This window comes from Paenibacillus oryzae (assembly GCF_001675045.1).
In the GTDB taxonomy this organism is placed as follows: domain Bacteria; phylum Bacillota; class Bacilli; order Paenibacillales; family Paenibacillaceae; genus Pristimantibacillus; species Pristimantibacillus oryzae.
In genome coordinates, this window is record NZ_LYPA01000076.1 from 101,321 (window position 1) to 125,360 (window position 24,040).

Annotated in this window: 21 protein-coding genes; 9 read left to right on the forward strand and 12 right to left on the reverse strand. The window is 52.4% G+C overall.

Features of this window, described 5'->3' with window-relative positions; translation table 11 throughout:
• Positions 1 to 112: 112 nt before the first annotated feature.
• The 3 genes from A7K91_RS22995 to A7K91_RS23005 all read left to right on the forward strand — a co-directional run bounded on the left by A7K91_RS22995 (position 113) and on the right by A7K91_RS23005 (position 3,605).
• Positions 113 to 1,375 (forward strand): S-layer homology domain-containing protein, encoded by a 1,263-nt coding sequence (locus A7K91_RS22995; protein WP_068686821.1) that lies wholly within the window; start codon positions 113 to 115, stop codon positions 1,373 to 1,375.
• 197 nt (positions 1,376 to 1,572) lie between these two features.
• Positions 1,573 to 2,322, forward strand: a complete 750-nt coding sequence (locus A7K91_RS23000) for an ABC transporter ATP-binding protein (RefSeq protein WP_068686878.1) — start codon at positions 1,573 to 1,575, stop codon at positions 2,320 to 2,322.
• The gene (locus tag A7K91_RS23005; protein ID WP_068686822.1) at positions 2,322 to 3,605 is read left to right on the forward strand and encodes an ABC transporter permease; all 1,284 of its coding nucleotides are present in this window, start codon (positions 2,322 to 2,324) and stop codon (positions 3,603 to 3,605) included. Before A7K91_RS23000 ends, A7K91_RS23005 begins: the two co-directional genes overlap by 1 nt.
• Before the next feature lie 670 nt (positions 3,606 to 4,275).
• Here the strand turns inward: A7K91_RS23005 and A7K91_RS23010 are convergent.
• Complete coding sequence (locus tag A7K91_RS23010; RefSeq protein WP_068686823.1) at positions 4,276 to 5,577, reverse strand: aminotransferase class I/II-fold pyridoxal phosphate-dependent enzyme; 1,302 nt, start codon at positions 5,575 to 5,577, stop codon at positions 4,276 to 4,278.
• Between the two features lie 272 nt (positions 5,578 to 5,849).
• On the opposite strand from A7K91_RS23010, the gene A7K91_RS23015 reads away from it, so the two are divergent.
• On the forward strand, positions 5,850 to 6,635 hold the full coding sequence (locus A7K91_RS23015; protein ID WP_068686824.1) for a helix-turn-helix domain-containing protein: 786 nt from the start codon (positions 5,850 to 5,852) through the stop codon (positions 6,633 to 6,635).
• 63 nt (positions 6,636 to 6,698) lie between these two features.
• On the opposite strand, the gene asd is transcribed toward A7K91_RS23015, so the two are convergent.
• A complete protein-coding gene (asd, locus tag A7K91_RS23020) occupies positions 6,699 to 7,481 on the reverse strand; it encodes an archaetidylserine decarboxylase (protein ID WP_068686825.1) in 783 nt (260 codons plus the stop codon).
• 119 nt (positions 7,482 to 7,600) lie between these two features.
• Here asd and A7K91_RS23025 point away from each other — a divergent pair, with 119 nt between their 5' ends.
• Positions 7,601 to 8,281: an HAD family hydrolase gene (locus A7K91_RS23025; RefSeq protein ID WP_068686826.1), complete on the forward strand. Its 681-nt coding sequence runs from the start codon at positions 7,601 to 7,603 to the stop codon at positions 8,279 to 8,281.
• A gap of 187 nt (positions 8,282 to 8,468) precedes the next feature.
• Here the strand turns inward: A7K91_RS23025 and A7K91_RS23030 are convergent, their stop codons facing one another.
• The 6 genes from A7K91_RS23030 to A7K91_RS23055 are packed head-to-tail and all read right to left on the reverse strand — an operon-like array spanning position 8,469 to position 15,284.
• On the reverse strand, positions 8,469 to 9,590 hold the full coding sequence (locus A7K91_RS23030) for a YheC/YheD family endospore coat-associated protein (RefSeq protein ID WP_068686827.1): 1,122 nt from the start codon (positions 9,588 to 9,590) through the stop codon (positions 8,469 to 8,471).
• Positions 9,547 to 10,044 (reverse strand): GNAT family N-acetyltransferase, encoded by a 498-nt coding sequence (locus tag A7K91_RS23035; protein ID WP_068686828.1) that lies wholly within the window; start codon positions 10,042 to 10,044, stop codon positions 9,547 to 9,549. The genes A7K91_RS23030 and A7K91_RS23035 overlap by 44 nt, the downstream gene beginning before the upstream one ends.
• Positions 10,045 to 10,066: 22 nt before the next feature.
• Positions 10,067 to 11,203, reverse strand: a complete 1,137-nt coding sequence (locus A7K91_RS23040; protein ID WP_068686829.1) for a YheC/YheD family endospore coat-associated protein — start codon at positions 11,201 to 11,203, stop codon at positions 10,067 to 10,069.
• A complete protein-coding gene (locus tag A7K91_RS23045; protein WP_068686830.1) occupies positions 11,203 to 12,576 on the reverse strand; it encodes a YheC/YheD family endospore coat-associated protein in 1,374 nt (457 codons plus the stop codon). Before A7K91_RS23045 ends, A7K91_RS23040 begins: the two co-directional genes overlap by 1 nt.
• Positions 12,573 to 13,886, reverse strand: coding sequence for a YheC/YheD family endospore coat-associated protein (locus A7K91_RS23050; RefSeq protein WP_068686831.1), 1,314 nt, complete (start codon positions 13,884 to 13,886; stop codon positions 12,573 to 12,575). The genes A7K91_RS23045 and A7K91_RS23050 overlap by 4 nt, the downstream gene beginning before the upstream one ends.
• Before the next feature lie 12 nt (positions 13,887 to 13,898).
• Positions 13,899 to 15,284, reverse strand: a complete 1,386-nt coding sequence (locus A7K91_RS23055; protein ID WP_068686832.1) for a YheC/YheD family endospore coat-associated protein — start codon at positions 15,282 to 15,284, stop codon at positions 13,899 to 13,901.
• 190 nt (positions 15,285 to 15,474) lie between these two features.
• Here A7K91_RS23055 and A7K91_RS23060 point away from each other — a divergent pair, with 190 nt between their 5' ends.
• Complete coding sequence (locus tag A7K91_RS23060; RefSeq protein ID WP_068686833.1) at positions 15,475 to 15,858, forward strand: hypothetical protein; 384 nt, start codon at positions 15,475 to 15,477, stop codon at positions 15,856 to 15,858.
• A gap of 89 nt (positions 15,859 to 15,947) precedes the next feature.
• Here the strand turns inward: A7K91_RS23060 and A7K91_RS23065 are convergent, their stop codons facing one another.
• Entirely contained in the window at positions 15,948 to 16,295 is a 348-nt protein-coding gene (locus A7K91_RS23065) for a helix-turn-helix domain-containing protein (protein ID WP_068686834.1), read from the reverse strand.
• Between the two features lie 177 nt (positions 16,296 to 16,472).
• Here A7K91_RS23065 and A7K91_RS23070 point away from each other — a divergent pair, with 177 nt between their 5' ends.
• Together A7K91_RS23070 and A7K91_RS23075 are read left to right on the forward strand one after the other, a co-directional pair.
• The gene (locus A7K91_RS23070; protein WP_068686835.1) at positions 16,473 to 16,964 is read left to right on the forward strand and encodes a hypothetical protein; all 492 of its coding nucleotides are present in this window, start codon (positions 16,473 to 16,475) and stop codon (positions 16,962 to 16,964) included.
• Between the two features lie 71 nt (positions 16,965 to 17,035).
• Entirely contained in the window at positions 17,036 to 18,391 is a 1,356-nt protein-coding gene (locus A7K91_RS23075) for a DRTGG domain-containing protein (protein ID WP_068686836.1), read from the forward strand.
• Positions 18,392 to 18,574: 183 nt separating this feature from the next.
• Here the strand turns inward: A7K91_RS23075 and A7K91_RS23080 are convergent, their stop codons facing one another.
• From A7K91_RS23080 to A7K91_RS23090, 3 genes are all read right to left on the reverse strand, one after another.
• Positions 18,575 to 18,883 (reverse strand): YtpI family protein, encoded by a 309-nt coding sequence (locus tag A7K91_RS23080; RefSeq protein ID WP_068686837.1) that lies wholly within the window; start codon positions 18,881 to 18,883, stop codon positions 18,575 to 18,577.
• A 75-nt stretch (positions 18,884 to 18,958) separates the two neighbouring features.
• Positions 18,959 to 19,474 (reverse strand): sporulation membrane protein YtrI, encoded by a 516-nt coding sequence (locus A7K91_RS23085; protein ID WP_068686838.1) that lies wholly within the window; start codon positions 19,472 to 19,474, stop codon positions 18,959 to 18,961.
• Positions 19,475 to 19,477: 3 nt separating this feature from the next.
• Positions 19,478 to 19,804, reverse strand: coding sequence for a YtrH family sporulation protein (locus A7K91_RS23090; protein ID WP_068686839.1), 327 nt, complete (start codon positions 19,802 to 19,804; stop codon positions 19,478 to 19,480).
• Positions 19,805 to 19,907: 103 nt separating this feature from the next.
• On the opposite strand from A7K91_RS23090, the gene A7K91_RS23095 reads away from it, so the two are divergent.
• A complete protein-coding gene (locus A7K91_RS23095) occupies positions 19,908 to 23,579 on the forward strand; it encodes a DNA polymerase III subunit alpha (protein WP_068686840.1) in 3,672 nt (1,223 codons plus the stop codon).
• Positions 23,580 to 24,040: the final 461 nt, after the last annotated feature.

The window sequence follows — 24,040 nt, forward strand, 5'->3', positions numbered from 1 at the left end:
ACTATTTATAAAAGCCACCCCCTCTAATTGTCTTTTGGCCCCCGAATGTTATGGGCGAAGGCAACAACGGCGACAACATCGCCAAATGAAAAAAGAGGAGAGTGGCTTTTTTATGACTACCAATAAACTGTGGAAAAAGACTGCAATAACGGCAACAGCCATGCTTATGCTGGCAAGCGGCGCAACCTCCGCTTTTGCGGACGCCAAAGGCAATCATGACGGAAACGATAAAGGCAAACATAAAGGCTGGTACGAAAATAGCAATAACGGCAAAGGAAACAAAGATAAAGATAAAAGCAAAGATGAAGACAAGGCGAATATCCGCTGGAACTTCAAGGACGAGCAGGATTTGGAATGGGCGCTGGAATACATTATGCGCCTGGCGGCAAAAGGCGTTTTCACGGGATACGAGGATGGAACCTTCAAGCCAAAGCAAAATATTTCGCGTATTGAAACGTTGACAGCGGCCGTCAGACTGATGGGTCTGCGCGAACAAGCGGAATCCGCGGAGGAAATGAAAACCGAGCTCAACTTCAAGGATGCCGATAAGCTGTACAAAAAATATCCTTGGGCCGTTGGTTACGTGGCGGTAGGCTTGGAAAATGATCTTTTTATTGAATCGGAAACGGAAATCAAGCCGGAGCAAAATGCAACCCGGCTCTGGTCGACGATTTTGTTGATTAAAGCGCTCAAGCTGGAGGATGAAGCCAAAAAGCTGAACAATACGAAGCTTGATTTCAAGGATGCTAATGAAATTCCGGCGGGTGCGGTTGGTTATGTAGCCCTTGCTCTTGAGAAGGGCATCATTACGGGCTATTCCGATAAACACGGCAACAAAACCTTCCGTCCTAATCAGCCCGTTACCCGCGCCGAGCTTGCGGCATTGCTTGATCGTACAGACAACGAAATGCCTGACCATGACGCGCAAGCGATTGTCGGCAAGCTGAAAGCCGCTCCGGTTAACGGCACATTAACGCTCGTCAAGCCGGACAATACCGAGGTGACACTGGCAATTGATCCAACTGTCTTTATTTTCCGTGATGACAAAAAAGCCCCGGTAAGCGCGCTGCAAGCGGGCGACAGCTTGTTCCTGCGGACATATCAGCAAAAGGTTGTATTTATTGAAGTGACGGAGAAGGCTCCCGCAAGCACGGCTTTTACAGAGCTGGGGCAAGTCAATACGCTGAATTTCAATGCTCAGGCCAAGCTGTCCACGATTTCCCTGACTCGCGTGGAAAACGGCCAAACAAAAGTGTTGATTTACAATGTTGATGCTAACGTTACCATCATTGGCGATGCGTCCAAGCTGAAGAGCGGTCAGGTCGTGGAGGTTAAAGGCGAAGCTGGCACCGTTAAGTCCATTGAAATAAAATAAGCAATAAACATCTGTGCCCGGCCTTGGTCAACCGTCTCTATAGAGATGGCTGGCCAAGGTTTTTTAATATGCGGTGAGCATGTTGATTGCCTGAACTTGATTTAAGGGGCAATTGCGGCTTTTTTTGAAATTAGCCTCCATTTTCGGTATGCTGATAGACAGAGAGTTTTTATATGGCGGAAATGAAGGTGAATGTAATGACAACGATTTTGCAGGTGAAAAAGCTGACAGGCGGCTATAGCCCCAAGAGGCCGGTGCTGCATGAGGTGGATTTTGAAATCCGGTCAGGCGAAATGATCGGGTTAATCGGATTAAACGGTGCGGGAAAAAGCACTACGATCAAGCATATATTAGGCCTTATGACTCCTCATAGCGGAGAAGTGAAGGTGGCAGGCGTAACGCTGGAGCAGTCGCCTGAGGTTTATCGGGAAGCTTTTGCTTATGTGCCGGAATCGCCGGCTTTGTTCGACGAGCTGACGGTGGAGGAGCATTTGCGGCTTAGCGGCATGGCTTACGGCGTGTCCGGCGAGCAATACGACCTGCGGGTGGAGGAGCTGCTGAAGGAGTTTCAGATGCTTCCCAAACGCAAGGCGTTTGCTTCTCATCTATCCAAGGGTATGAAGCAAAAGGTGATGATTATGAGCGCACTTCTGGCATCTCCGCCTCTGTATATTATCGACGAGCCATTCCTGGGGCTCGATCCGCTCGGCATTCGTTCACTGCTGGAGCGGCTTGTAGAAGTGAAAAAAAGCGGCGCGGCGATTTTGATGAGCTCGCATATATTGTCAACCGTGGAAGCCTATTGCGACCGTTTTATCGTTATGCATGGCGGCGCAATTGCCGCTCAGGGCGAGCTGGGCGATATTACAGCCGCAGCGGGAATGAGAGATCGGGACAGCGGGCTGGAGGAAGCCTTTTACCAGCTGGTCAGCGGAGGCGGGAAGTGATGGCGGAGTCCCGGGCTGAGCTGGAGAAGCTGTGGAGAGAGCGGGCGGGACGTTTTCGCCGTGAAATGATGCCATACATACGCTACATGGGTCAAAGCGGTTTTCCTGCTTTTTTGTCATTGGTTTTGATCATGGCTGTTATAAGCTACACCAAGCTTGTTGTGAATCCCCCGGCCGATTTTCCGATAGGGGAAATCGGGGTATTGGTCTTAACGCCATTTCTGTGCCGCAGTCCGCTGCGTACCTGGCTGCATCCCGCAGACGTTGTTTACCTGATGCCGCGCGAGCATCAAATGGGGAGCTATTTGTCTCTTTCGTTTAAGCGCTCCATCAAATGGAGCGGAGTTTGGGCGGTAATCGTTTTTTTGCTGTATACTCCGCTATATTCGGCAGTTAACGCGGGCGGCGGTTCGGGGGCTGGCGTTGAGGCTGGCAATGCCGGAGTGCTGCTTTTGGCATTCGTTTGCCTCGTGCTTAGAGTCATCAATTATTGGGGAGCGTGGCAGGAACGACGGATTAGCTGGAGCGGACACCGGGTATTTTCTCGTGTGCTGCGCTGGCTGGTGACTGCGCTTGTGATCGGAGGCTGGTTGTTTGCTCCGCTTGGACAAGCGGTTATTATTAACTCATTAGGCTTGTTTGTATTAGGGATCATGTATCGTAATGCGGCAAAAAGCTCTTTTCCTTGGGAAAGGCTCATTGAAGAGGAGCGGGGAACACGAAAGAGGTATTATGCTTTTTTCAGCCTGTTTATTGATGTCCCTGTATTGGACAATTCCATCTCTCGGCGGCCGTATTTAACCTGGCTGCTGCGCCGAATTCCATATGGCCAACATAGCACCTTCGTTTATATGTATGCCGCATCGCTTCTGCGAACGGAAATTGGCGGTATTTTGCTCCGAATTGCAGCTCTGGGCTGTCTTGTTACGTATTGGGCGGCCGAAGCGGCTACCTTGTCCGGCTGGAGCGCTGTTTTTTCGATAATTGTTTTTGGCTTTGTTTATAGTGTGCAGCTTGGGGCTCTTCGCAATATTAATAAATATACGGTGTGGAGGAGCATTTATCCACTGCCGGAAAACGGCCGCATCGGACAATATTTGAAGGTGGATGCCGCCGCGCTGGCTACGGGTTTTGTTCTGTTATGGCTTGCGGCTGCTGTGCCGTTGCTGCTTCAAGGTATTTTTGCTCCTCCCGCCGTCGCGGCCGTTTTATTGCTGCTTTTTGTGTGGAGACGTCCCAAGGTTTTGCGGCGAAAGCTGCTTTTGGAGGAGGAAGAGGAGTAGAAGAGGAGCTTAAAAAGCAGGTTAAAAAGCAGATGACTAAAAGTTGCGTATTAATAGTTGCGAATAAATAGTTGCGTAGTATTAGTTGCGTATTAAAAGTTGCGAATTAAAAGGCTTCGAATAAAATGTTTCAATTAAAAGGCTTCGAATCTTCGATTAATTGGCTTCAATTAAAAGGATAAAGAAGCTGCTAAAAGGATAAAGGCGCTGCGGTGCTCCGTAAAAGTGTGTGATCAAAAAAATGGAAAGTGAACATTTTTTTGAACAATCTCTTAGAGGAGCCGCAGCGCCTTTTGGCATGTGCGCGTATAACAAGGCGTAACCTGCCTCTTACTGCCTAGTGGACATCCATGACCGTAACATCGCCAAATCGTAAAAAAAAGTAAAGTTTAGCGGTCGCTTTTGTCCGTTAGCATTTAAAAACAGCATCATTTTGGTAAAAAAAGAGCTGTTACGGCCAAAAATGTCTGTTAGCTACCGATTTGCTTGAAAAACGGCCTCTAACGGTCAAAATTGTCCGTAGGAACAAGATCTTGAACTGGCGCTTCTGAAGCGTCCGCAGGAACATGATCTTGAACTGGCGCTTCTGAAGCGTCCGCAGGAACATGATCTTGAACTTCAGAAGCGCTGCCTCTATGAACTGAAGCTTTTGACTAAAGTTTAATATCTGCTATTGAGCTTGCTTAACCTCGATAACCGCTTTGTTTACCGTATCGAACAGCTCTTCCAGATGAATTTCCTCAATACAGGAAAACGCGATGCGAAGATCGGTTTCGCCCAGCGCAATCGTACCGATTCCGTATTCATTCAGCAAATGCTGCCGAACAGCTTCCGCCGTTACGCCCGACAGCTTGAGACACATGAAATAGCCGGAGTTGAATGGATAATAAGGCAGGTTATCGCCGTATTTGCCGCTGTCCAGCAAGGATTTGACTACATTGGCGCGTCTTTTCATGATTGCGAATTTTTCCGCCTTTTGCTCTTCAAACTGCTCCGACTGGAGGGCATGAAGCACAAAGGTTTGGGAAGGATGAGGGCCGCTGGAAATCGTTGCGCGAATAATGCCCATTGTTTTTTGCTCTAAAGCGGCAAGCGCTGCTTGAGAGTCGGATGCGTACGTAATAAAGCCGACGCGGAAGCCCCAGACGTATTCTTCCTTGGTTGCGCCGTCAACCTTGATAGCCAATACGCGCGGGTGAAGATCACAAAGACGGGAGAAAAGCGATTCCTGAAGCGAATCTTCAAAAAACAACCCGAAATAAGCATCATCCGTAACGACCGCAACATTGATTCCCGCTTCTGCGGCATCCTTGATAGCAGCGACAATTTCTAAGCCTTCCTGAAGCCCAGGGGTATATCCAGTCGGGTTATTCGGGAAATTAAGGACAACAATGGCTTTTCCTTTGTCCTTTTGCGCAAGCAACGCTTCGCGGAAGCCTTTGCTGTTAAACTTGGTTTCTTCATTATAGAGCGGGTATTCTACGATAACGGCGCCTCGGCGCACGCCAAAAGTAAGCTCGTAGTTTTCCCAGTTTTTATCGGGAATGATAACCGCATCGCCCGCGTCCGCGAACAAATCAGCCACGATGCTAAGACCGTGCGTCAGGGCGTTGGTAACGATGGGATTGCCATAGCTTTTGCCTTGCAGGCCGGGATTGTCCTTAACCATCTTGGCGCGCCAGGCGCTGCGCAGCTCCGGCTTGCCTGCCGGGGGCGCATATTCATATATATCCTTCGGATTGTAGGAGCTTAGCGTATCTTGAATGAGCTTGAGGTGCATGGGCTGACCGCCCTCAGTTGCAATGCCGATTGTGGCGTTAAATTTGTTAGCCTTGCTTTTGGCCTCGGCGGACTGGCTGAGGATGCCTTCCTTCGGGAAATAAATGGCTTTGCCTAAGCCTGACAACATGTCGTAGACATGCGGATTTTCCTTCTGCAACGTCTCATTTAACTGCTGAGCCAATGGGTTCATGGACTTCATTCCATCCTTCCGAATTAAATGCTGATAGTAATTGATGATGCAAACACTGCTTTTACAGTGAGTTTCGAGCTATTATAACACTTTTGGCGCTTGCAAGCCATTCTCAATTTATCAAAATTAAACCGTTTTTCAAGCTTCACAAAATAGTCATTTTTTGGTTTGGGGTCTGACTTAACATGTAAGCTTTTTATGGGGTAATGCTTGATTGATGGAGGTGTTTTATTATAATAGAATAAAAGGTTTACCGTGAAGGAGGTTGACGAATGCTCCACGTATCGCCTGAATGTCTTGGCTTGTTGCCATCGTTCGCTAAAATTGTATGTGAGCCAAGCTGGAGGTGGGCCAGACGGGAAAAGCCGATGGCCAACTTTGATCTTTTTTATGTGTGGAGCGGAGAGGGAGAGGTCGAGGTGAACGGCACGCATTACGAAGCTGGCAAAGGCAGCTGCTTTCTCTTTCGCCCGGGCGATTATACCAGCGCCACCCATAATCCCCAGCGTCCGTTTGTGTTGACCTACATTCATTTTGCGGTTAATGACAATGTAACGGATGTGCCTGAGCGCTACCGCAGGCTTGAGGACACGGTTGATTTTGAATATATGCTTTCCCGGTACGTTCGGCTGTTTCTGGTCAAAACCTATGCCGCTGAGCAGGAGGCCCAGCTTGTGTTGAAATCGCTTATGATTCAATTGCTCAGATCGGACAAGCAGACGCCGGTAGAGAAAAAGGGCAGCAACCAGCTGACAGAGGCAATCCACGAAATCGCCAACTATATCCGGCAAAATCCCGGGGTTGCGCACCGGGTAGAGGATTTGGCGACGCGCGCGCAGCTGTCCCCCCGTTATTTCTCCATGAAGTTTAAGGAATTGATAGGTCTTTCCGTTCAAAATTACATGATTCGGACACGTATTGAACGTGCCCAGCATTTGCTGATGCATGCCGGTATGAATGTGACGGAGGTGGCGGATGCGCTGGGTTATCGCGACATATTTTTCTTCAGTCGCCAGTTCAAGCAGTATACCGGACGAAGCCCGTCCGAAATCAGATAAAAAAAGACGCCTTGAGATTGCTCTGCAAGCGCGTCTTTCCAGGCGTCGAGTTTTTCAGCTGTCTTAAATCAGCTCGCCCAAGGGATCTCCCATTTTTACCCGTGCCCCTGTGCGGATTCCTTCTCCTGGCATGAAGGTGCCATCCTCCAGCAAAAGGACAACGGTTGACCCAAACTGAAAATAAGCCAGCTCTTCGCCCTTGGTTAATTTGTCGGAGTCCTGCTGAACATATTGGATGCTGCTGACGTTCATAGCTCCGACCTTCACAACCGCTGCTTCGCCGCCTTGATGGCGAATATAGGTGATCAGCCGTTCGTTGCGGCTCAGCACGCGCGGCATGTGGCGCAGTCCAAAATCGTTGACGGGATAAACCTTGCCCGGCAGATGAACCCGCTCCATCACATCTCCCGAAATAGGGGAGTGAATGCGGTGATAGTCGCTTGGGCTAAGGTATAGAACCATATAATAGCCGTTCCGGTAATGGTCGGCGCGTTTCGAGCCTCCCAGCAGCTCGTCAATGGAGTAGTTCTGGCCCTTGACATTAAGGATGGTGCCGGCTTGTATATCTCCTGCTCCTGTGATCAGCGCATCAACCGGGCTGATAACGGAACGGGGGCCGGAATGGATGATTCGTTTTCCCGGTTTTAATCTGCGCGTAAAAAATTCATTGAGCGTTCTATACTGGGCAAGCTCTTTCTCCGCTTCCTCTACGGGGATGCCATAGATTTTGGCAAAACGGGGGATTAGATGGCGGCTGAGCGTCGATTGGGCGAATCCGCCTGTTATTCTGGAAATCCACTTGCGCGAGCTGAGCTCGGTGAGGGCGCGTAACAGCGGTTTGTTCATAGCTGTTGCCTTCACATCCTTTCATTGGCTACACTGTAACTGATTATATGTAAGTATCAGTGTGGCACAAGAGCATTATTTTATCAATAGAAAAGGAAGATAAAAGGAGCGCTCATAGGATGAACATAGAAGGAAGGAACCGTCCGCAGGCTTTAATCTTTGATATGGATGGTACGTTGTTTAAGACGGATACGCTGTTAGAGGTTGTGCATCCGCGCGTGTTCGCTACGCTGCGGGATGAAGGGCTGTATACCGGAGAAACGCCGCCGCTTGACCATTTGCTGGCCTGTCTTGGTATGCTGCTGGACGATTTATGGCGCAAGCTGATGCCGGATAGCAGCCTTGCAGCGCGAGAACGTGCGGATGAGCTGCTGCTCCAGTATGAGCTAGAGGAGCTGGAAGCGGGACATGGGAGTTTGTATGGCGGCGTGGAGGAGACGCTTCGGGAGCTTAAGGCCCGGGGCTGCAAGCTGTTTGTTGCCAGCAACGGCCTGGAGCATTATGTCAAAGGCGTGGCGGAGCATAAAGGGATTGCTTCCTTGTTTGACGGCATTTACAGCGCCGGGGAATACGGCACATCCAGCAAGGTTGATCTGGTCGCCAGACTGCTCAACGAGCATAAGCTTGAGCCATCGCCCGGCATTTGGATGGTGGGCGACCGTTCCTCCGATGTGGAGGCCGGCAAGTCCAACGGGCTGACGGCTGTTGCATGCGCATACGCCACATACGGAAAGGCTGCCGAATTGGAAGGCGCAGATATATTTATATCCGCATTTACGGAGCTGGCAAGCGTGGTTTAATAGATCATCCAACAAGCAACCAACAAGCAAACAAGCAAACAAGGAAAAAAGCGCCAGGTGCAGCCGCTGCTAATATGCAGTCTGACTGCTCCCAGCGCTTTTTTGTCCTCGTGGGCAGAACCGGTTCAGCTCCGGGAAACGCAAGAGCGGGGCGGAAAACGGAGACTACGGCTTAGCCGTTTTGCAACTATGACGTTCCGCCTTGCTCACGGCTCTGTTTCTGTTTGTATTTCCATAAAGCATATTCCAATGGGCGGATGATGGCGTTTCGGTAGACCTCGGCTTCTCCGGCGCGGCTGAACACCTCGCGCGCGGGCTTGGGGTTGACCTCAATCATCCAGATGCGCCCGTTGCGCTCGATGGCAATGTCGACAGCCAGCTCGCACAATGCGCCGTAGCAGAGCTCCAGGTATTGCGCGATGCCAAGGCCGAACCGTTCAACCTCTTGCTTGATAGCGCTGATCCGGCTGTCATCCTGAATCCAGTCCTTAAGCAAAACATCCATTTTGACCGCCCGCCCGCCGCCATGGAGGTTGGCTGTAATGCTGCCGGGCGCGCCTATGCGACCTGCGCAGCCGGTCACCTTCCATTCCCCGGCGCCGTCCTTCTGGACCAAAAGCCGGTAGTCGTGGACCCGTCCATTGTTCAGCTTGAGCTGGATGCCTTGTTGTACAATGTATTTGGTTTTTGGCTGAAGCCACTCCGCAAAAAAATGGTTCAACCGCTCTGGCTGTACCCTCCTGGGCGGTATAATTTCTCTGGACGGCGTTCTGCCTTGAAGCAGCAGCCGTCCGTTCCTGTCCCTCTGAATGCGGAGAATGCCTCGTCCTCCCGTTCCGTTAACGGGTTTTACATAAACGATGGAGCAGCTTTTCAGCATATCCTTCACATCGCGAACGCTTCCGTACAGGACCGTCTTGGGCAGGTAGGAGCTGAAGCGCGCGTCTTTGGCGAGCATGGCGTGAATAGCCCATTTATTACGCAGCGGACGATTCAGAAAACCGCCGTCCTTATGGCGCGATCTAAATTTCAGCAGCTGCTCGTAGCGGTGAGAGGTCTGGATACGGCTGCGATCAAAGATGAGCGCTGGCATCGCCGTCCATTTGCGCGACCACAGGCCGGTTGCGGGATTATAGAACAAGCCGCGGACGAGGCTTTTGCTCTCATTCACATCCTGTGGAGTAAACACAAACACCTGCAGGCCAAGCTTCTTCCCCTCAACGGTCATTTTCTGATAAACATCCCGCTCCTCCAGCGCTCCGGCATTATTGAGGTAAAGCGTCAGAATGCCCAGAACAGGCTGGCTCATGCCGGATTCCCCTTTCAAAACGGAGCGTCGATTTGCCGGTTGGCCCTCTGTGAATGGAGACGGCTTTCATGCCGAGGCCAAAACAAAGGGCCATGCTTGGAATATTGTCGGATGCGACGTGGCAGGCAAGAAAACCAAGCCTGGTTATCAACGCCTTCATAATGGCGGTGCCGGTCCCGCTTCTGCGGGCATCGGGATGAACGACAAGCAGGCAGCCGCCATCCCCGCCGTCAGCGGCAAATCCAATGCCGGCTAAAGCTCCTTTGCGTTTGACCACCACCACTGCCGCGCGCGCATGGCCGTTAACACCAATATCAAGCCAAGAGGGGTCCAGTCCCCGCATTGCGCGAAGCGCGGCCAGCGTGATCCGTTTTTCGCCAAAGCCAAGCACAAAGCGGAACAGCTTTCTTCGTTCCCTTACCCAGCTATGAGGTGTGAGATAGAGCAGTTCCATGCTGTGAACCTCCCGCAGATTCTCATTTTTTTCGGATTAGAAAGGTGCTGTATTGAAAAATCCGCTCCAACGACTTCTGCCGGATATGCGGCTCATCGAATTTCATCGGCTTGGAATTAGCTTCAAAAAACCACAGGTTTCCATTGCTGTCAATGCCCAGATCCATGGACATTTCGCCCAGGCGCTGGCCGGAGGCGCGTTCGATTTGCCTTGCAATCAGCAGTGCCGTCGTTTTGGTCTTTTGCAACAGCATATGAGCGCGGTCGGCATTGAATGAATAAGTCAACAGCTTCTCCGGGTCATCGATCCGCCCGCCGCGCGGAACATGGGTTGTAATGCTGGAGGCGCCGGCTATGCGGGCGCCAATGCCTGTGACCTCCCATATCCCGCGGCGGTTTTTCTGGACCAGCGCCCGCAGATCAAACCGCCTGTCGTGAAAGGAGGCCAGCTGGATGCCTTGCTGGGCGATGTAGGCATGGCCCCCGCTTTGCTTCTGAATGCGAGCCCACAGCTTTTGCATGGATGCGCAATTATAGGTGGAGCTTCGTTTTTCCTCCTGAATTTTGAGCCGATACGGCAATGTTTTTTCTCCATGAACACGAACGGTCATGATGCCTTTTCCCGCTTTGCCGCTCTCCGGCTTGAGATAGAGGTAGACATGCCGGCGCATCATTTTGTCCAGACCGCTAACGCTCATAAGCCGCCGTGTGCTTGGAATATACGGCTTAGTCGTTTTGGAACGGCGCAGCCATTCAAAGAGATCCCATTTATTAAAGAAGGCCGGATTGAAGATGGCCACTCGAGCATGCTTGCGGCAGGCGTTGATTTTGCCCCGGACAGCCGGCGTCATTTCATCCTCTCGCTGCGGAATCCGATTGTAAATAATATCGGGGAAGGGGAGATTGGAGGCCTTTTGCCAGCCCCCGTATTCCTTCCCGTAGAGAAAACCTGACAACCGCTTGCGACCCAGATTCAACTGTTTGACTGGCAAAACATAAACGAGAAAACCCATGTTTTGACCCGTTGTAATGAGATCGGCAAAGTTGCTGCGGTTGCCGCGAAATCCGCCGTTTCCGTCGGATACGGTCAATATGGCGAGCACAGGCACGCTTGCCGGCGCAACCTTAGTTGTGGCTACTTCCTCTTGAACTGTGTTCATCAGCCTTTTCCCCCTTGGAAGCGGCTCAGAAAGAGACAATGCTCCAAAATATAGGAGACGGATGCCTTGCCTTCCGAGCGCAGCGCCGGATGTTTGAAGATGGAGCGTCCCGGCTTGGCATTGGCTTCAAACATCCATACATTGCCCGATTTGTCGATGCCGATATCAAGCCCCAGCTCGCCGAGGCGATGGGGATAGTTGCGCTCGATCGACTCCGACAGCTTGACGGCTACGGCTTTGGCCTTCTGCAGAATGGCGCCTGCTCCATCGCCAAAGGTGCGGCTTAGCGCATGCTCCGGCGTCATAAGCGAGCCGCCGCTTTTGATATGGGTCGTCACGCTGCCGCGTCCGGCTTTTTTGGCGCCAATGCCTGCGGGAACCCATTGGTTGCTCCCGTTTTTATGCATGTGAAAACGAAAGTCAAGCGGACAGCCGTCAATTTCCACCAGCCGGATTCCCTGCTGCGCGACATATTGGCTCATCCGGCTTCCCAGTCTTGCCTGAAGCATGCGCATCAGGCTTTGAAAGCTGCTGTAACGGACCAGCACGTTTTCGCTGCCTCTGCGATATCGGGCAAAATAGCCCCTGCGGGGATGATGGGTCAGCCGATAGATGCCTATGCCCAGGCTTCCGCCTCCGGGTTTATAGTAGAGAAACTGGTATTTATCCAGCATTTCTTTTATTTTGGCGGGAGTGGGATTGGAAACGGACTCCGGCAGATGAAGCAGCGCTTCGGGATCGTTGTCGAGCAGTCGGTAAACGTCCGCTTTATTCAGGAAGCTCCAGTTGAATAAAGGGATTTGCCGCTTCACGAACCGTTCACGGACAGCGCTAATATAGGATGATGTTTCCGCTTTGCGATTGGGCAGCCGGTTATAGACGACGTCGGGAAGGGGAACCACCTTGCGGTACCAATTCCCCTGGGCGTTGAGGAAATAGCCGTTGACCGTCTCCTGCTGCCAGTTGATATCGCCCGGCGTGAAGCCAAACATGTAGGCTTTGCGGTCGCCGGTTCGCAGCACTTGCTTGATAAAGCCGGAACGGGTGCCGAAGGGATAGCTTTCCCCCGAACGAATGCTGTCGGTCAGGATGCCAACCAGCGGTCCCAGCTTGATTTCGTCCTGATCATTGCTGAGAAGATAAATATTTCCGGATTTCGGAACCCGGATCGACTGGCGCACGCCGGCCGACAAATAGAGGTGATTGCCGGAACGCTTGAGCGGCTTGATCGTTGCGGTCAAAACCTCGTTGCCCAGCTTGAGCTGGATGGAGCCTTTGCCGGACAGACGGAGCTGCTGGATGAGCGGTCTGGACAAATAGACGACTTTATCGGATTGTTGCGAAAAGTGCACGTTGCAAGTTGTCAAACTCATCGATGAACCTCCTGAACGTTTAAGGCTGCGGCCCCATTCCTGACGGGAATATCCCGGCGGAGGGCGCGGCCGGTTGCGGACTGGCTGGCAGGTAAGACCGGCATGGTACGGCCCGCAAGGCTGCGGGCATACAACAAGGGCCGCAGAGCGGACAAGGCTTGCGCTTCTGCGTCTCCGATGTGACGGAAAGATTGTCTTCCGGGTTTGGAATTGGCTTCTAGCAGCCAGAGTTTCCCGGTTGGCTCAACGCCGAAATCAAAGGCAAGCTCGCAAAATCGGCCAAAGGCCCCTTCAATGCATGTCGCGGCGAGCTGGCTAGCCTCCTTGAGAGTAGTCAGCAGCTCGCGAGATTTCTTCTTGCCGAACGACGCGCTCAGCTTGGATAGGGCATGCTCGGCTTTGCCTCCGCCATGCAGATTGGAGGTCAAACGTCCGGCTGCGCCTACCCGCGCTGCCGCTCCGGTGAAGCTCCAAGCCCCCGTTTCGTTTTTTTGCAGCAGGATGCGTATATCAAAGGGCCGGTTATCGGCGTCCCGGAGCAGCAAGCAGGGCTGGAGGAGGTAGGCGGTTCCCCGAGTCCAGCGCTCCAGCCAGACCGTTAACTCCTCCTCGTCCGCAAATAATCGGCGTATGCTGCGGTTGCTGCGGTTTTTTCCCGCTATTTCATAGCCCTTGCGCAGGTTAAGCGTCTTTATTGCAATAATGCCTCTGCCCTGCATGCCCGAAGCCGGCTTTAACACAAGGCCTTGCGGATAACGGCGCAGCAAGCGGGGCAAGGAGGCGGCTGAACGGAAGAGCATGGAGGGAGGCAGGAGCGGCGTGAGCTCCGGCTGCTCTTTCAGCCGCAGCAGCACCTCCGGCTTGGATGGCAGGCTTCCATTGAGCCATTCCCAGCCCTTGCGGCGACGGAGCAGCTCCAGCATGGCGGCGCTGCTTTGCTTCTCCGCCAATGTAGCCGGAAATCGCCGATCCAGCACGAAATCGGGCAGCGGAACGGACTGGCGGATCCATTTATTTTCCTTTAGGCACAGGCCATAAAGCTTGCCGGTTCGCTTCTCAAAATCTGGCGTGGAAAAGGCATACGCCGTCATCCCGAGCGAGGCAGCCGCAGCAGCTATTTCCCTGCATAGCTGCGGTTCCGCCAGCTCCGCCTCGCACTCCTCCGGTTCGCAATTCTCCGGCTCCCGACACACTGATTCCTGCCCAAGCTGGCCGTTGTGTCCACTGCGATTGTTCTGCTCGTTCGGTCTGGATGCCGGTTTTGACCGGGCGGAATACAGTATGGCTACAACCGGGCCTGCCTGTTTCATGCCGCCACCTCCTCAAAAGCCCGACAGAAACCGGGCGTATTGAATCATCATACGGACAGAAGGCCTGATTTTTCCTTCCGTCAAGGGAGTGTTGTCATTTTTGGACGGCTTGGAGTTGACCTCCAGAAGCCAAACCCGGCCGCTCGTATCCAGCGCAAGATCGATGCCTAGCTCCCCGAAATGCGCCGGTATTTGCGCTTCGATGCCTTGGGCGATTGCGAGCGCCGCCTGCCGCAGCCTCTGGGCGGCTCCCTGGCCGCCAATGCTGCTGGTCAAATTGCTTTTGACAATCGCTGCGCTGACTCTGCTGAGCGTGCCGCCCCTTGCCAGGTTGGAGACAAAATGCTGATTGCCCGCTGTCCGTGCAACGATGGAGGTAATGACCCAGCTGCCGGTGCCGTTTTTTTGCGCCAGCGCCCTGAAATCGACGGGACGTTTGGCCACCTCGATCAATTGCAGACCCTGCTGAATCTGATAACGGACGGTTTTCATTTTTAGCGAAATGGCTCCATACAGCTTGGATAACGTCGGGTATACTTGCTTTCGCGCGCCGGACGGAGTGGCATGAAGGGCCTGGTAGCTGTCGCCCTCCAGGTGGGAAATCCGGATAATGCCTTTGCCGAGACTGCCGCGGACGGGTTTGAGAAACACATGCGCGTATTTTGGGCACATGCTTTTGAAAACGGCGTAGCTGCTTAGCAAATGCGATTCCGGCAAATAACGTGCGAGGCTTTTGTCTCCCTTAAGCGCGTCAAACACTTCGGTTTTATCCAGAAACTTTTCATTAAACACAACAGTCGCATAGTTTTTACGGGCATTTTCAAAAAAATGCTGGACGGCCGGGCTATTCTCCAGCTTGCGTGAGGTAAGGCGATTGTTGACAATGTCGGGAACAGGCATGTCGGCTTGCTTCCAGTTGCCTGCAAAGTGCCAGCCCTGCACAACGCTGTCCCCGCGGCTGATGCCTTGGGGCGTGAAAAAATAGACGGATGCTCCCTGGGCTTTGCATGCCTCCACAAGCTCGCGGCAAAAAAGCGTGATGGAGCCAAAAGGCCTGTCGGGAGAGCCGGGCTCATCTCTGCTGATCAAAACGCCGATCAAGGGGCCAAGACTAAGCGTGCTTGTAGCGGCCCGGTAATGCATGCGCAAGGTTATGCGGGATTGGGCAGCGGAGAGCGGCAAGGCCATACGGCCTGCAAGCGCGCTCCCTATGCGCATTCCATCCAGGCGCGGTGACGGGATCACCTTGACATGCTGGCGGAAACCCCCGAATTTCAGCTGGATATGCTGACCTTTGGGAATTTTCCAATGCCGGACAAAGCTCTCTCCCAGCATGATGGTATCGTCCGGCAGCGTGCCGGAGCCGGCGATCCCAATGGCTACCTTTGTTTTAAGCATTTGCAATCTCCTTCCGGACCTGGAAAAAATCCGAATTATGCCGGGGATCTATAGGTGTTTGCACGAATAGTTCATCATATGAGGGCGCTTGTGCGTTTGTGATTCCGCAGTCATAGCCTGCGGCTTCCATGCATACAATGGCAGGGAGCATGGACAAGGCCGGCAGCGAGCTGTGGAAGGAGATGGGACAATGGCGGAACGGCAATGGGTTAAAGGAAAACGCGATTCAGCGCTGGGAATAAAACAGGATCGGGCATTAGCGGGGCAAAGAGAAACAATGGGCGGCAAAGCTCAAAAAATGGGCAGGGGCAAAGCTGTTTTTTACCTGGTTATTGCAACGGGCATGCTCCTGTACGGAATGAGCGCGATGGAGCCGGGCGATGCCGCGCATCGCGGACAGTCGCTATTTTGGCTGGTTTGGCTGGCCTTTGCGGCTTTGATCATCGCTGGCAACGCTAACGCCATCCTGATGAGCAACGAAAAAAAGCGCCGGCTGGCGCAGTTAAAAGCGTATAAAGCTCGGCAGAGAGAACGTACAGTCGAAAAGCTTCTGATGCGAAAGGACAAAGCGTAATAAATGAGGGAAAGGCGCTTCCGGGTCACTGCTGCAGTGAATGCCGAAAGCGCCTTTTGCATGCGATGAGAGTTGGTTCCGCTCCTAAATCAGTCCAGCTCCTTGAACTGGACAATCTGTTTCACGAACCTGTAAACCGCTTCCTGTTCCTTAAGGCTCATGCCATTAAGCTGATGGGCGATTTTGTCATAAACTGCATTGGAAGCTTTCCGCTGCTCTGTTTGCTCGTCGACTTGGACAAGCTTTTCCAGTGGCGTCCCAAGAGCGGAGGCGATTTTACTCAATACGTCGATTGTTGGATTTTTTTCCCCTCGTTCGACCTGCCCCATATAAGAGGCGTTAATATCGGCACGAAGAGCAAGCTGCTCCTGGCTAAGGCCGCTTGCTTTGCGCAATGCGCGAATATTGTCCCCAATCTTTACACCGATGTCGCTCATTATGTCACCTCAGCCTAACGATAGAGCTTTGAACTTATAGCAACAACGTTATATAGTATGTATCTAAAAAAGTGTTTATAGTCATTGACCTGGATGTGGATGATTTATTATAATTAACATAAAAATGACAATTGTGTTAGAATGGTGGAATAAATAAAATGAGGCAAGGTGGCCGGCATGGTGATTGAGGAGTTTGATTTTTATCGCAAGGTCAGGGCTTATTATTGCAAGGTTAATTTTGATTTGCTGTTTACCTATCGCTTTGCGCACCGGCTCGACAAAACGGCGATGGCTCGCGGATCATTTGGTTGCTCGGTCAATTACCATGCCCAAACGGTGGAATACACTATGCAGCTCGTATCGGATGTCATTGAAAGACCATTCAGCGAAAGCGGATCGTTTCTGTTTTCGACCATTTATGAAGCCATACCCCCCCAGCGTATTGAATATCATGATTACCCCATCCATAAGCTTCGATACAAAGTTCCGATTGATTACGATTGGCAGGCATTTATCGAAGAAGGCGCCGCATCCGCCATTAATCGCCACACGATTGGCGCATTGTTTAAAAAGTGGGGTATAAAGGATGAACAAGACCGCGAGGTTGACGCCCATATCAAAATTACTAAATTAACCGTGGATTGGAAGGGATCTAATCAGGTTGGGTGATGGGGTCAACCATACTCTTTTGAGCGGCAATCCGGTATAATGAGTGGAATAATGCGGCAGGGGGAGAAGACATGAACGATGCTCATGGCAACATCAGGGGCGGCAGCACAAAGCATGAGCTGATTTTGCAGCATATCCAGGGTCTCAAGATCGGAACCCAAATTTCGGTACGGGCGATTGCCAAGGAGCTTGGGGTAAGCGAAGGGACGGTTTACAAGGCTTTCAAGGAAGCGGAGGTGACCGGCCTCGTCAGCACCAAGGAGCGGATCGGCACCGTGCGGATCGGCCGGAAAAAGCGGGAATCGCTGGATCAGCTGACTTTTGGCGAGGTGGCCCAAATTGCCGAAGGCAGATTGTATGGCGGAGGAGACGGGCTGGAGAAGACGCTGCATAAATTCGTAATTGGCGCAATGGAGCTGGACGATATGCTGCGCTATATCGACCAGAGCAGCCTGCTCATTGTCGGCAATCGGGCAGGCGCGCATCGTTGCGCCCTGGAGCAAGGGGCGGGGGTGCTTATTACCGGCGGGTTCGAGCCTAGCAGCGAGGTGATTGAGCTGGCAGACAAGCTGGAGCTGCCGGTGCTTTCCTCGCGGCATGACACCTTTACAGTTGCTTCCATGATCAACCGGGCGATGTTCGACCGGCTCATCAAGCGAAAAATTATGCTGCTTGAGGACATTGTGACGTTTGGCCGTCCGGCGGATGTGCTTCGGGCTGGCGGCAATTTGCGGCATTATCATCATTTGTGCCAATCAACGGGTTATTCCCGCTTTCCGGTCGTGGATGAAAGAGGCCGGGTGGTGGGCATGATGACGGGCAAGGATGCGGCAGGGAGCGAATCCGACACCCCGATCGAAAAGGTAATGACGCGAAAGCCGATAACGGCTGCGCCCAATATAACAGTTGCGTCTGCCGCTTATACGATGGCGGCGGAAGGTATAGACCTGCTTCCTATCGTGGATCGTCACCGGAAGCTGCTTGGCGTTGTGACGAGACGGGAAATTTGGGATGCCATGCGTTTTGCCGTCAAGCAGCCGGAGTCGGGTGAAACGTTCGAGGATTTGATGTGGTCCGGCTTTATGCAGCACGAGGAGCGGGTAGCGGACGAGGTTGCAATCAGCTACAAAGGAAGCATTACCCCGCAGATGACGGGAGCGCTTGGCATGGCCTCGGAGGGGCTGCTCTCAACGTTGATGTCCCAGGCGGCGCGGCGAATGATTCAGGAAATCGGAAAAAGGAATTTTTTGCTGGAGAGCATGACCAGCTTTTTTGTGCGGCCGATAGGTATTGATGCTGAAATTACGATCAAACCAAAGGCGATGGAGCTGAGCCGGAAGTTTTCAAAGCTCGAAATTGAGCTGTTCGATGAGAGGGGACTGGCAGCCAAAGCGATGCTGACGGCTCAAATGATTGATCCTTATTAGAGGAAACCCGAGTAAGAAGCAGCTAAGCGGGGTGCGAATTAAGTATGAAGAGATTGTCCGAAAAGCCCAGGATTGTTGATTTTTCATAACATCCCTGGGCTTTTCATTTGGGTTTCATGTACTCCGTAATGGACGTTCTGGACACCCCCCCCCACAGCAGGGGGCGGCGGCTCTTAAGCGGAATCAGTTGCTGCCGCTTTGTATTTTCGCCTGATAAAAGCTGTGGTTGCGCAAGCCTGCAAACACATTAAACAAGCCGATGACGCCAAACAACGCTCCGATGACGATCCTCAGCGTGGATTCGCCGGACAGGAAGAGCTGGACGGCCGCGATAGACAGGAGCATAGCTCCCATTGCTATATTTGTCCGTGCTTGATAAAGTCCACGTATGCCGGGTTCCTTGGAACGGCGCGTCTTAAGGCTATAAAATGCCGAAAACCCGAGTGAAATCAAAATGAGGGGCGAAAACACCCATGAAATGATGTAATCCATTGGCGGCGGGCAGCCTCCTTTTTGAATGTGTAACCATATTGTATCATGTTTGTCACAAAAATGCGTTGCCAACCATCAGGTTGATGGCGGTTTGATGATTCGTTTGGCCTGAACCCAGATTTGCAGTACATTTTCCGCAAGCAGCACGGTTTTGAGCTCTGCCGAGTAGTCTTTTCCGTTAATGTCTATATAGGTTTTACGCTCCAGCAATAACCGGGCAAGCTTGGCGTCGGAGTCGATATCGTATATGCTTCTGCCTATGAAAATGGACAAATCCTCCTTCAGCAGTTTCAGCAAAATCGTTTCCGATGACTTGTCCAGCGGAGCGCGCTCCTGGGCAGCCGTTCCTTCCTCCAGTCTGATCTGGATGCTTTTGATGACGGTATGCTGGGATTTGTACTGATTCAGGGAGTGAAGATCCTTTTCATATTGCTCGATCTTTTCGCGCAGGCTGCTGTTGGTATTGTAGATGGCTTCGAATTTGGCCACGGACAGGGAGTTCAAAACCGCGGCGCCAACCATCATGCCCGCAACAAATACCCCGATCATGCCCGTCATCCGCCAATATTTTTCAAAGAGGGGCAGCCTCATATCTCATACAGCCCCCTTGCACATCAGCTTGATCAGCTCCGTAGCGACATGCGCGCCCAAAAAAGCAAACAGAATAAAAGCAATTTGCTGGGCTGCCGGCGACAGATGCCCTGCGGAAATATTGCTTTCAATGACCCGGACAGGATCGATGGAGCCGCCGATTGCGGCAACTATCGCCCATATTTTAAGCCGCAGCGCCGTATCCAGCATGACGGTAGCGGGAGGCAGCAGCATAAAGATGGAGCCAACCCCCGCAAGCATAGCCCCGCCCATTACGACGCCAAACGCAATAAAAAAATCCAGACCCGCTTTGGATAAAAAATACGACATGAGACAACCCTCCTCCTTACCATTGTATGGGCGCGTCCGCCCGCAATATGATAAAATGAATAAACTTAAGAGTGAATCGCAGGAGCGGAAAGGAAGAGGGCGTATGGCCGGCGAAACAGAGGTTTCTTTTGTCCATTTGCATGTACATAGCGAATACAGCCTGCTGGATGGAGCCGGCCGTATCGCAGATTTGACGGCGCGCGCAGCCGAGCTTGGCATGGGGGCGCTCGCGCTTACCGACCACGGAGTGATGTACGGAGCGGTGCCGTTCTACCGCGCCTGCAAGGCGCATGGCATCAAGCCGATTATCGGCTGCGAGTTTTATATGACGGCGGGCTCCCGTTTTGAAAAGGGCTCACGCAAGGAAAATCCGTCCTATCACCTGATCCTGCTCGCCAAAAATGAAACGGGCTACCGTAATTTGATGAAGCTGAGCAGTATCGCCCATTTGGAGGGCTTTCATTACAAGCCGCGTATTGATATGGAAAGTTTGGCGCAGCATGGAGAAGGCTTGATTTGTCTCAGCTCCTGTCTGAAGGGCGAGGTATCTCAGCATTTGCTCTATGACCGTCCGGCAGAAGCGAAGGCGACGGCTCTTCGTTACCGGGCTATTTTTGGAGAGGATTATTATCTGGAGCTTCAGGATCACGGCATGCTCGACCAGAAGAAGGTAGCGGCTGCGATGATCGAGCTTTCCAGGGAAACGGGCATTCCGCTGGCGGCAACCAACGACGTGCATTATCTTCATGCGGAGGATGCCGAAATGCAGGATGTGCTGATCTGTATCGGCACGGGAAAAACGGTCGAGGATGAAGGCAGGCTGAAAATTGGAACCAACCAGCTTTATTTGAAAAGCCCGGAGGAGATGGCGGCTTTATTCCGCCATGTGCCGGAAGCGCTTGTCTCCACCGTGGAAATCGCGGAAAAATGCAATCTGGAGCTGACGCTGGGCCGCGCGGCTCTGCCGCAATACCGGCCGCTGCCGGACGGACTTGATTCAAGCGGATATTTGGCCGAGCTGTGCAGAAGCGGCCTGGAGCGCCGTTACGGCGAATTGCCCGGCTGGAAGGATGAAGGCTTTAGGGCGAGCGCCCGGGAGCGTCTCGCCTATGAGCTTGGCGTTATCGAAAAAATGGGCTATAGCGACTATTTTCTGATTGTATGGGACTTTATCCGCTTTGCGCACGAGCAAGGCATACGGACAGGCCCTGGACGCGGCTCCTCGGCGGGCAGCCTTGTTGCTTACGTGTTATGGATTACCGATGTTGATCCGATCAAATATAAATTGTTGTTTGAGCGTTTTCTCAATCCCGAACGGATTACGATGCCGGATATCGACATCGACTTTAACGATGAACGGCGGGATGAGGTCATTGCGTATGTTTCGCAAAAATACGGCGAAGGGCATGTCGCCCAGATCATTACATTTGGAACAATGGCTGCAAAAGCCGCCGTTCGCGATGTCGGTCGCGCGCTTAACGTACCGTTTCATGAAACCGACCGGGCGGCAAAGCTGATTCCGCAGCAGCTTGGCATAACGCTGGAGGCTGCCCTGCGCAGCAGCGCCGAGCTTAAAGAGGCTTATGAACGCCAGCCGAGAACAAAGGCGCTGCTGGATATGGCAATCAAGGTGGAGGGGATGCCTCGCCATGCCTCCACTCATGCCGCGGGCGTTGTTATCGCCGAGGAGCCGCTGACTCACTACGTGCCGCTGCAGCAAGGCGGAGAAGGCATACCGCTTACGCAATATTCCATGGAGCATCTGGAAGCGGTAGGTTTGCTCAAGATGGACTTTTTGGGCTTGCGGACCTTGTCTATTTTGGAAAGATGTCTGAACTGGGTTCATGAGCTGACGGGAAATGTAATTGATTTCCGGGAGGTTTCGGATGCCGACCTCAAAACCTATGACATGCTCGGCAGAGGCGACACAACGGGCATTTTCCAATTGGAGTCCTCCGGCGTGCGCCGCGTGCTTCGTGAATTAAAGCCTTCGGGCTTTGAGGATGTTATATCCGTTTTGGCGCTTTACCGGCCAGGTCCAATGGAGTTTATCCCTAAGTTTATCGCGGGCAAGCATGGGCACATTGCAGTAGAATACCCCCATCCTTCGCTGGAGCCAATATTGGCGGATACGTATGGCATCATTGTTTATCAGGAGCAGATTATGCAAATTGCCTCCCAAATGGCGGGTTTTTCACTTGGAGAAGCCGATTTGCTGCGCCGGGCGGTTTCCAAGAAAAAACGCGAGGTGCTGGACGAGGAGAGAGCGCATTTTGTCCGGGGCAGTCTGGAGCAAGGATTTTCAGCGGAGGACGCAAATGCAGTTTACGATATGATCGTGCGTTTTGCCGATTACGGCTTTCCTCGCGCTCATGCCGCCGCTTACGGCGTCCTGGCTTTTCAAACGGCTTGGCTGAAGGCCCATTATCCCGTGCCGTTTATGGCCTCCATGCTGGCGTCGGTGACCGGACATATGCGGAAGACGGCAGAATATGCCGAAGAATGCCGGCGGATGGGCATTCCGGTGCTGCCGCCCGACATTAATGAAAGCGGCGTTTCCTTCACGCCGGTGCAAGGCGCCATCCGCTTTGGGCTTGCTTCTATTAAAAACGTAGGCACGCAGGCTATTGATGCTATTTTGCGCGAACGTCAGAATAAACGCTTTAATAGTCTGCTGGATCTTTGCAAACGCGTTGATTTGCGGGTGGTGAACAAAAGGGTGCTGGAAAGCCTGATCCAGGCCGGAGCTTGCGACAGCCTGCCGGGCCATCGCGCCCAATTGCTGGGTGCGCTTGGCGAAACGCTGGAGGCCGCCCAGAAGTGGCGCAAGGATCGGGAGGAGCTGCAAATCGATTTGTTTGGCTTTGAAGAAGTGCAAAACTGGGATGTCGAGCTTCCGCCTATACCGCCTTTGCAAACCTCCGAGCTTTTGAATCTGGAGCGGGAGCTGCTGGGCATCTACCTGTCAGGCCATCCGCTGGATGAAGCCGCGGAGCGGTTTGAGAGGCTTCAATTGGATCGGCTGGTGGATTTATCCGAAGCACCGGACGGCACGGTGGCTGTGCTGGGCGTTATGGTTGCGGGACGAAAGCCGTTTACAAGCAAAAAAGGCAGCGACATGGCTTTTCTGGAGCTGGAGGATAGGGTCATGCGCGTTGAAGCCGTTGTGTTTCCTAATGTGTGGAAGCGATACAGCAGCTTCCTTGACAGGGAGGCTATCGTAATCGTGCAAGCTACGGTTCAGCAGCAGGACGAGGATTACAAGCTTCTAGTGCAGGAGGTTGTTGCTGTCGCCAACGCATCGGATGAACAACTTGCCGCCCAAGCCAGACGTTTAAAGCAATCCGCCAAAAACCGCGGTTCCGTTCGAGAGGCGCCGGCCGGAAAACGCCCGCCGGATAAATCCATGCTCGGAAGCGAGTCGCAAGGGAATACCATATTGCAATCCCAGGAAAGATCAACTGGAGAGAGAAATTCTCAAAACGATGAGCAGAATCAAATCATGGAGAACAATCAAATCAACGACAAGCCTCGGCCAAAGAGGAAGCCGCAGCGCATGTACATTAAAGTAGCTGCCGAATTGGAACAGCCTGAAATACTGTCAAGGTTGAAAAAGCTTCTGCTTTCGCATAAAGGACCGATAGAAACGGCTCTTTTCTATGAAAGCACGGGAAAAACGATAGCGTTAAGCTCCGATTATGCCATTACCCCGTCACCGAAATTAATAGAGTCGGTGGAGTCGCTGCTTGGTTTCGGCAACGCAATTATTAAATAGGGGCATATTTGCCCCTTTATTTTGTCATTTTGCTCGCCTTGCCACGGGGATGTATTCCTACGGACAGCGATGACCTTTACAAGCTTCTTTTTGCGGGAAGTTACTTTGTAAAGGTCATTGGTGTCCGTAAAACCCGATAAACCTGCCCGTAACCGCCATTTTTGAGCGCTAGCGGACACCGGTGTCCGTTCCTCAGGGCAAATCGGGCCATTATGGTCTCTAACGGTCAATCATGACCGGAAAGACAGTTCACCCACGCTAACAAATCCTCTTAAAGCTTTTGCCCGGAGGCTCGCTCGACCCCAACCGCAAGAGCATTTGACCAGGATGAAACCTCGCACATTAGTAATGCTTCAACACCCCTTTGTAACTCTCTGAAACTGTATCTTCATCATCTGAATGTAGATCTCCCACATATCCTACCTATCCCACCTATCCTTTTCTGCATACCTTACCGGTAA

Coding starts and splice junctions, on each gene's coding strand:
- A7K91_RS23070 (WP_068686835.1), top strand. CDS start 16,473: ATGGTGATTGAGGAGTTTGATTTTTATCGCAAGGTCAGGGCTTATTAT.
- A7K91_RS23085 (WP_068686838.1), bottom strand. CDS start 19,474: ATGAGGCTGCCCCTCTTTGAAAAATATTGGCGGATGACGGGCATGATC.
- A7K91_RS23015 (WP_068686824.1), top strand. CDS start 5,850: ATGCTCCACGTATCGCCTGAATGTCTTGGCTTGTTGCCATCGTTCGCT.
- A7K91_RS23030 (WP_068686827.1), bottom strand. CDS start 9,590: ATGAGCCAGCCTGTTCTGGGCATTCTGACGCTTTACCTCAATAATGCC.
- A7K91_RS23005 (WP_068686822.1), top strand. CDS start 2,322: ATGGCGGAGTCCCGGGCTGAGCTGGAGAAGCTGTGGAGAGAGCGGGCG.
- A7K91_RS23080 (WP_068686837.1), bottom strand. CDS start 18,883: ATGGATTACATCATTTCATGGGTGTTTTCGCCCCTCATTTTGATTTCA.
- A7K91_RS23025 (WP_068686826.1), top strand. CDS start 7,601: ATGAACATAGAAGGAAGGAACCGTCCGCAGGCTTTAATCTTTGATATG.
- A7K91_RS23010 (WP_068686823.1), bottom strand. CDS start 5,577: ATGAACCCATTGGCTCAGCAGTTAAATGAGACGTTGCAGAAGGAAAAT.
- A7K91_RS23095 (WP_068686840.1), top strand. CDS start 19,908: ATGGCCGGCGAAACAGAGGTTTCTTTTGTCCATTTGCATGTACATAGC.
- asd (WP_068686825.1), bottom strand. CDS start 7,481: ATGAACAAACCGCTGTTACGCGCCCTCACCGAGCTCAGCTCGCGCAAG.
- A7K91_RS23000 (WP_068686878.1), top strand. CDS start 1,573: ATGACAACGATTTTGCAGGTGAAAAAGCTGACAGGCGGCTATAGCCCC.
- A7K91_RS22995 (WP_068686821.1), top strand. CDS start 113: ATGACTACCAATAAACTGTGGAAAAAGACTGCAATAACGGCAACAGCC.
- A7K91_RS23045 (WP_068686830.1), bottom strand. CDS start 12,576: ATGAGTTTGACAACTTGCAACGTGCACTTTTCGCAACAATCCGATAAA.
- A7K91_RS23075 (WP_068686836.1), top strand. CDS start 17,036: ATGAACGATGCTCATGGCAACATCAGGGGCGGCAGCACAAAGCATGAG.
- A7K91_RS23060 (WP_068686833.1), top strand. CDS start 15,475: ATGGCGGAACGGCAATGGGTTAAAGGAAAACGCGATTCAGCGCTGGGA.
- A7K91_RS23065 (WP_068686834.1), bottom strand. CDS start 16,295: ATGAGCGACATCGGTGTAAAGATTGGGGACAATATTCGCGCATTGCGC.
- A7K91_RS23050 (WP_068686831.1), bottom strand. CDS start 13,886: ATGAAACAGGCAGGCCCGGTTGTAGCCATACTGTATTCCGCCCGGTCA.
- A7K91_RS23090 (WP_068686839.1), bottom strand. CDS start 19,804: ATGTCGTATTTTTTATCCAAAGCGGGTCTGGATTTTTTTATTGCGTTT.
- A7K91_RS23055 (WP_068686832.1), bottom strand. CDS start 15,284: ATGCTTAAAACAAAGGTAGCCATTGGGATCGCCGGCTCCGGCACGCTG.
- A7K91_RS23040 (WP_068686829.1), bottom strand. CDS start 11,203: ATGAACACAGTTCAAGAGGAAGTAGCCACAACTAAGGTTGCGCCGGCA.
- A7K91_RS23035 (WP_068686828.1), bottom strand. CDS start 10,044: ATGGAACTGCTCTATCTCACACCTCATAGCTGGGTAAGGGAACGAAGA.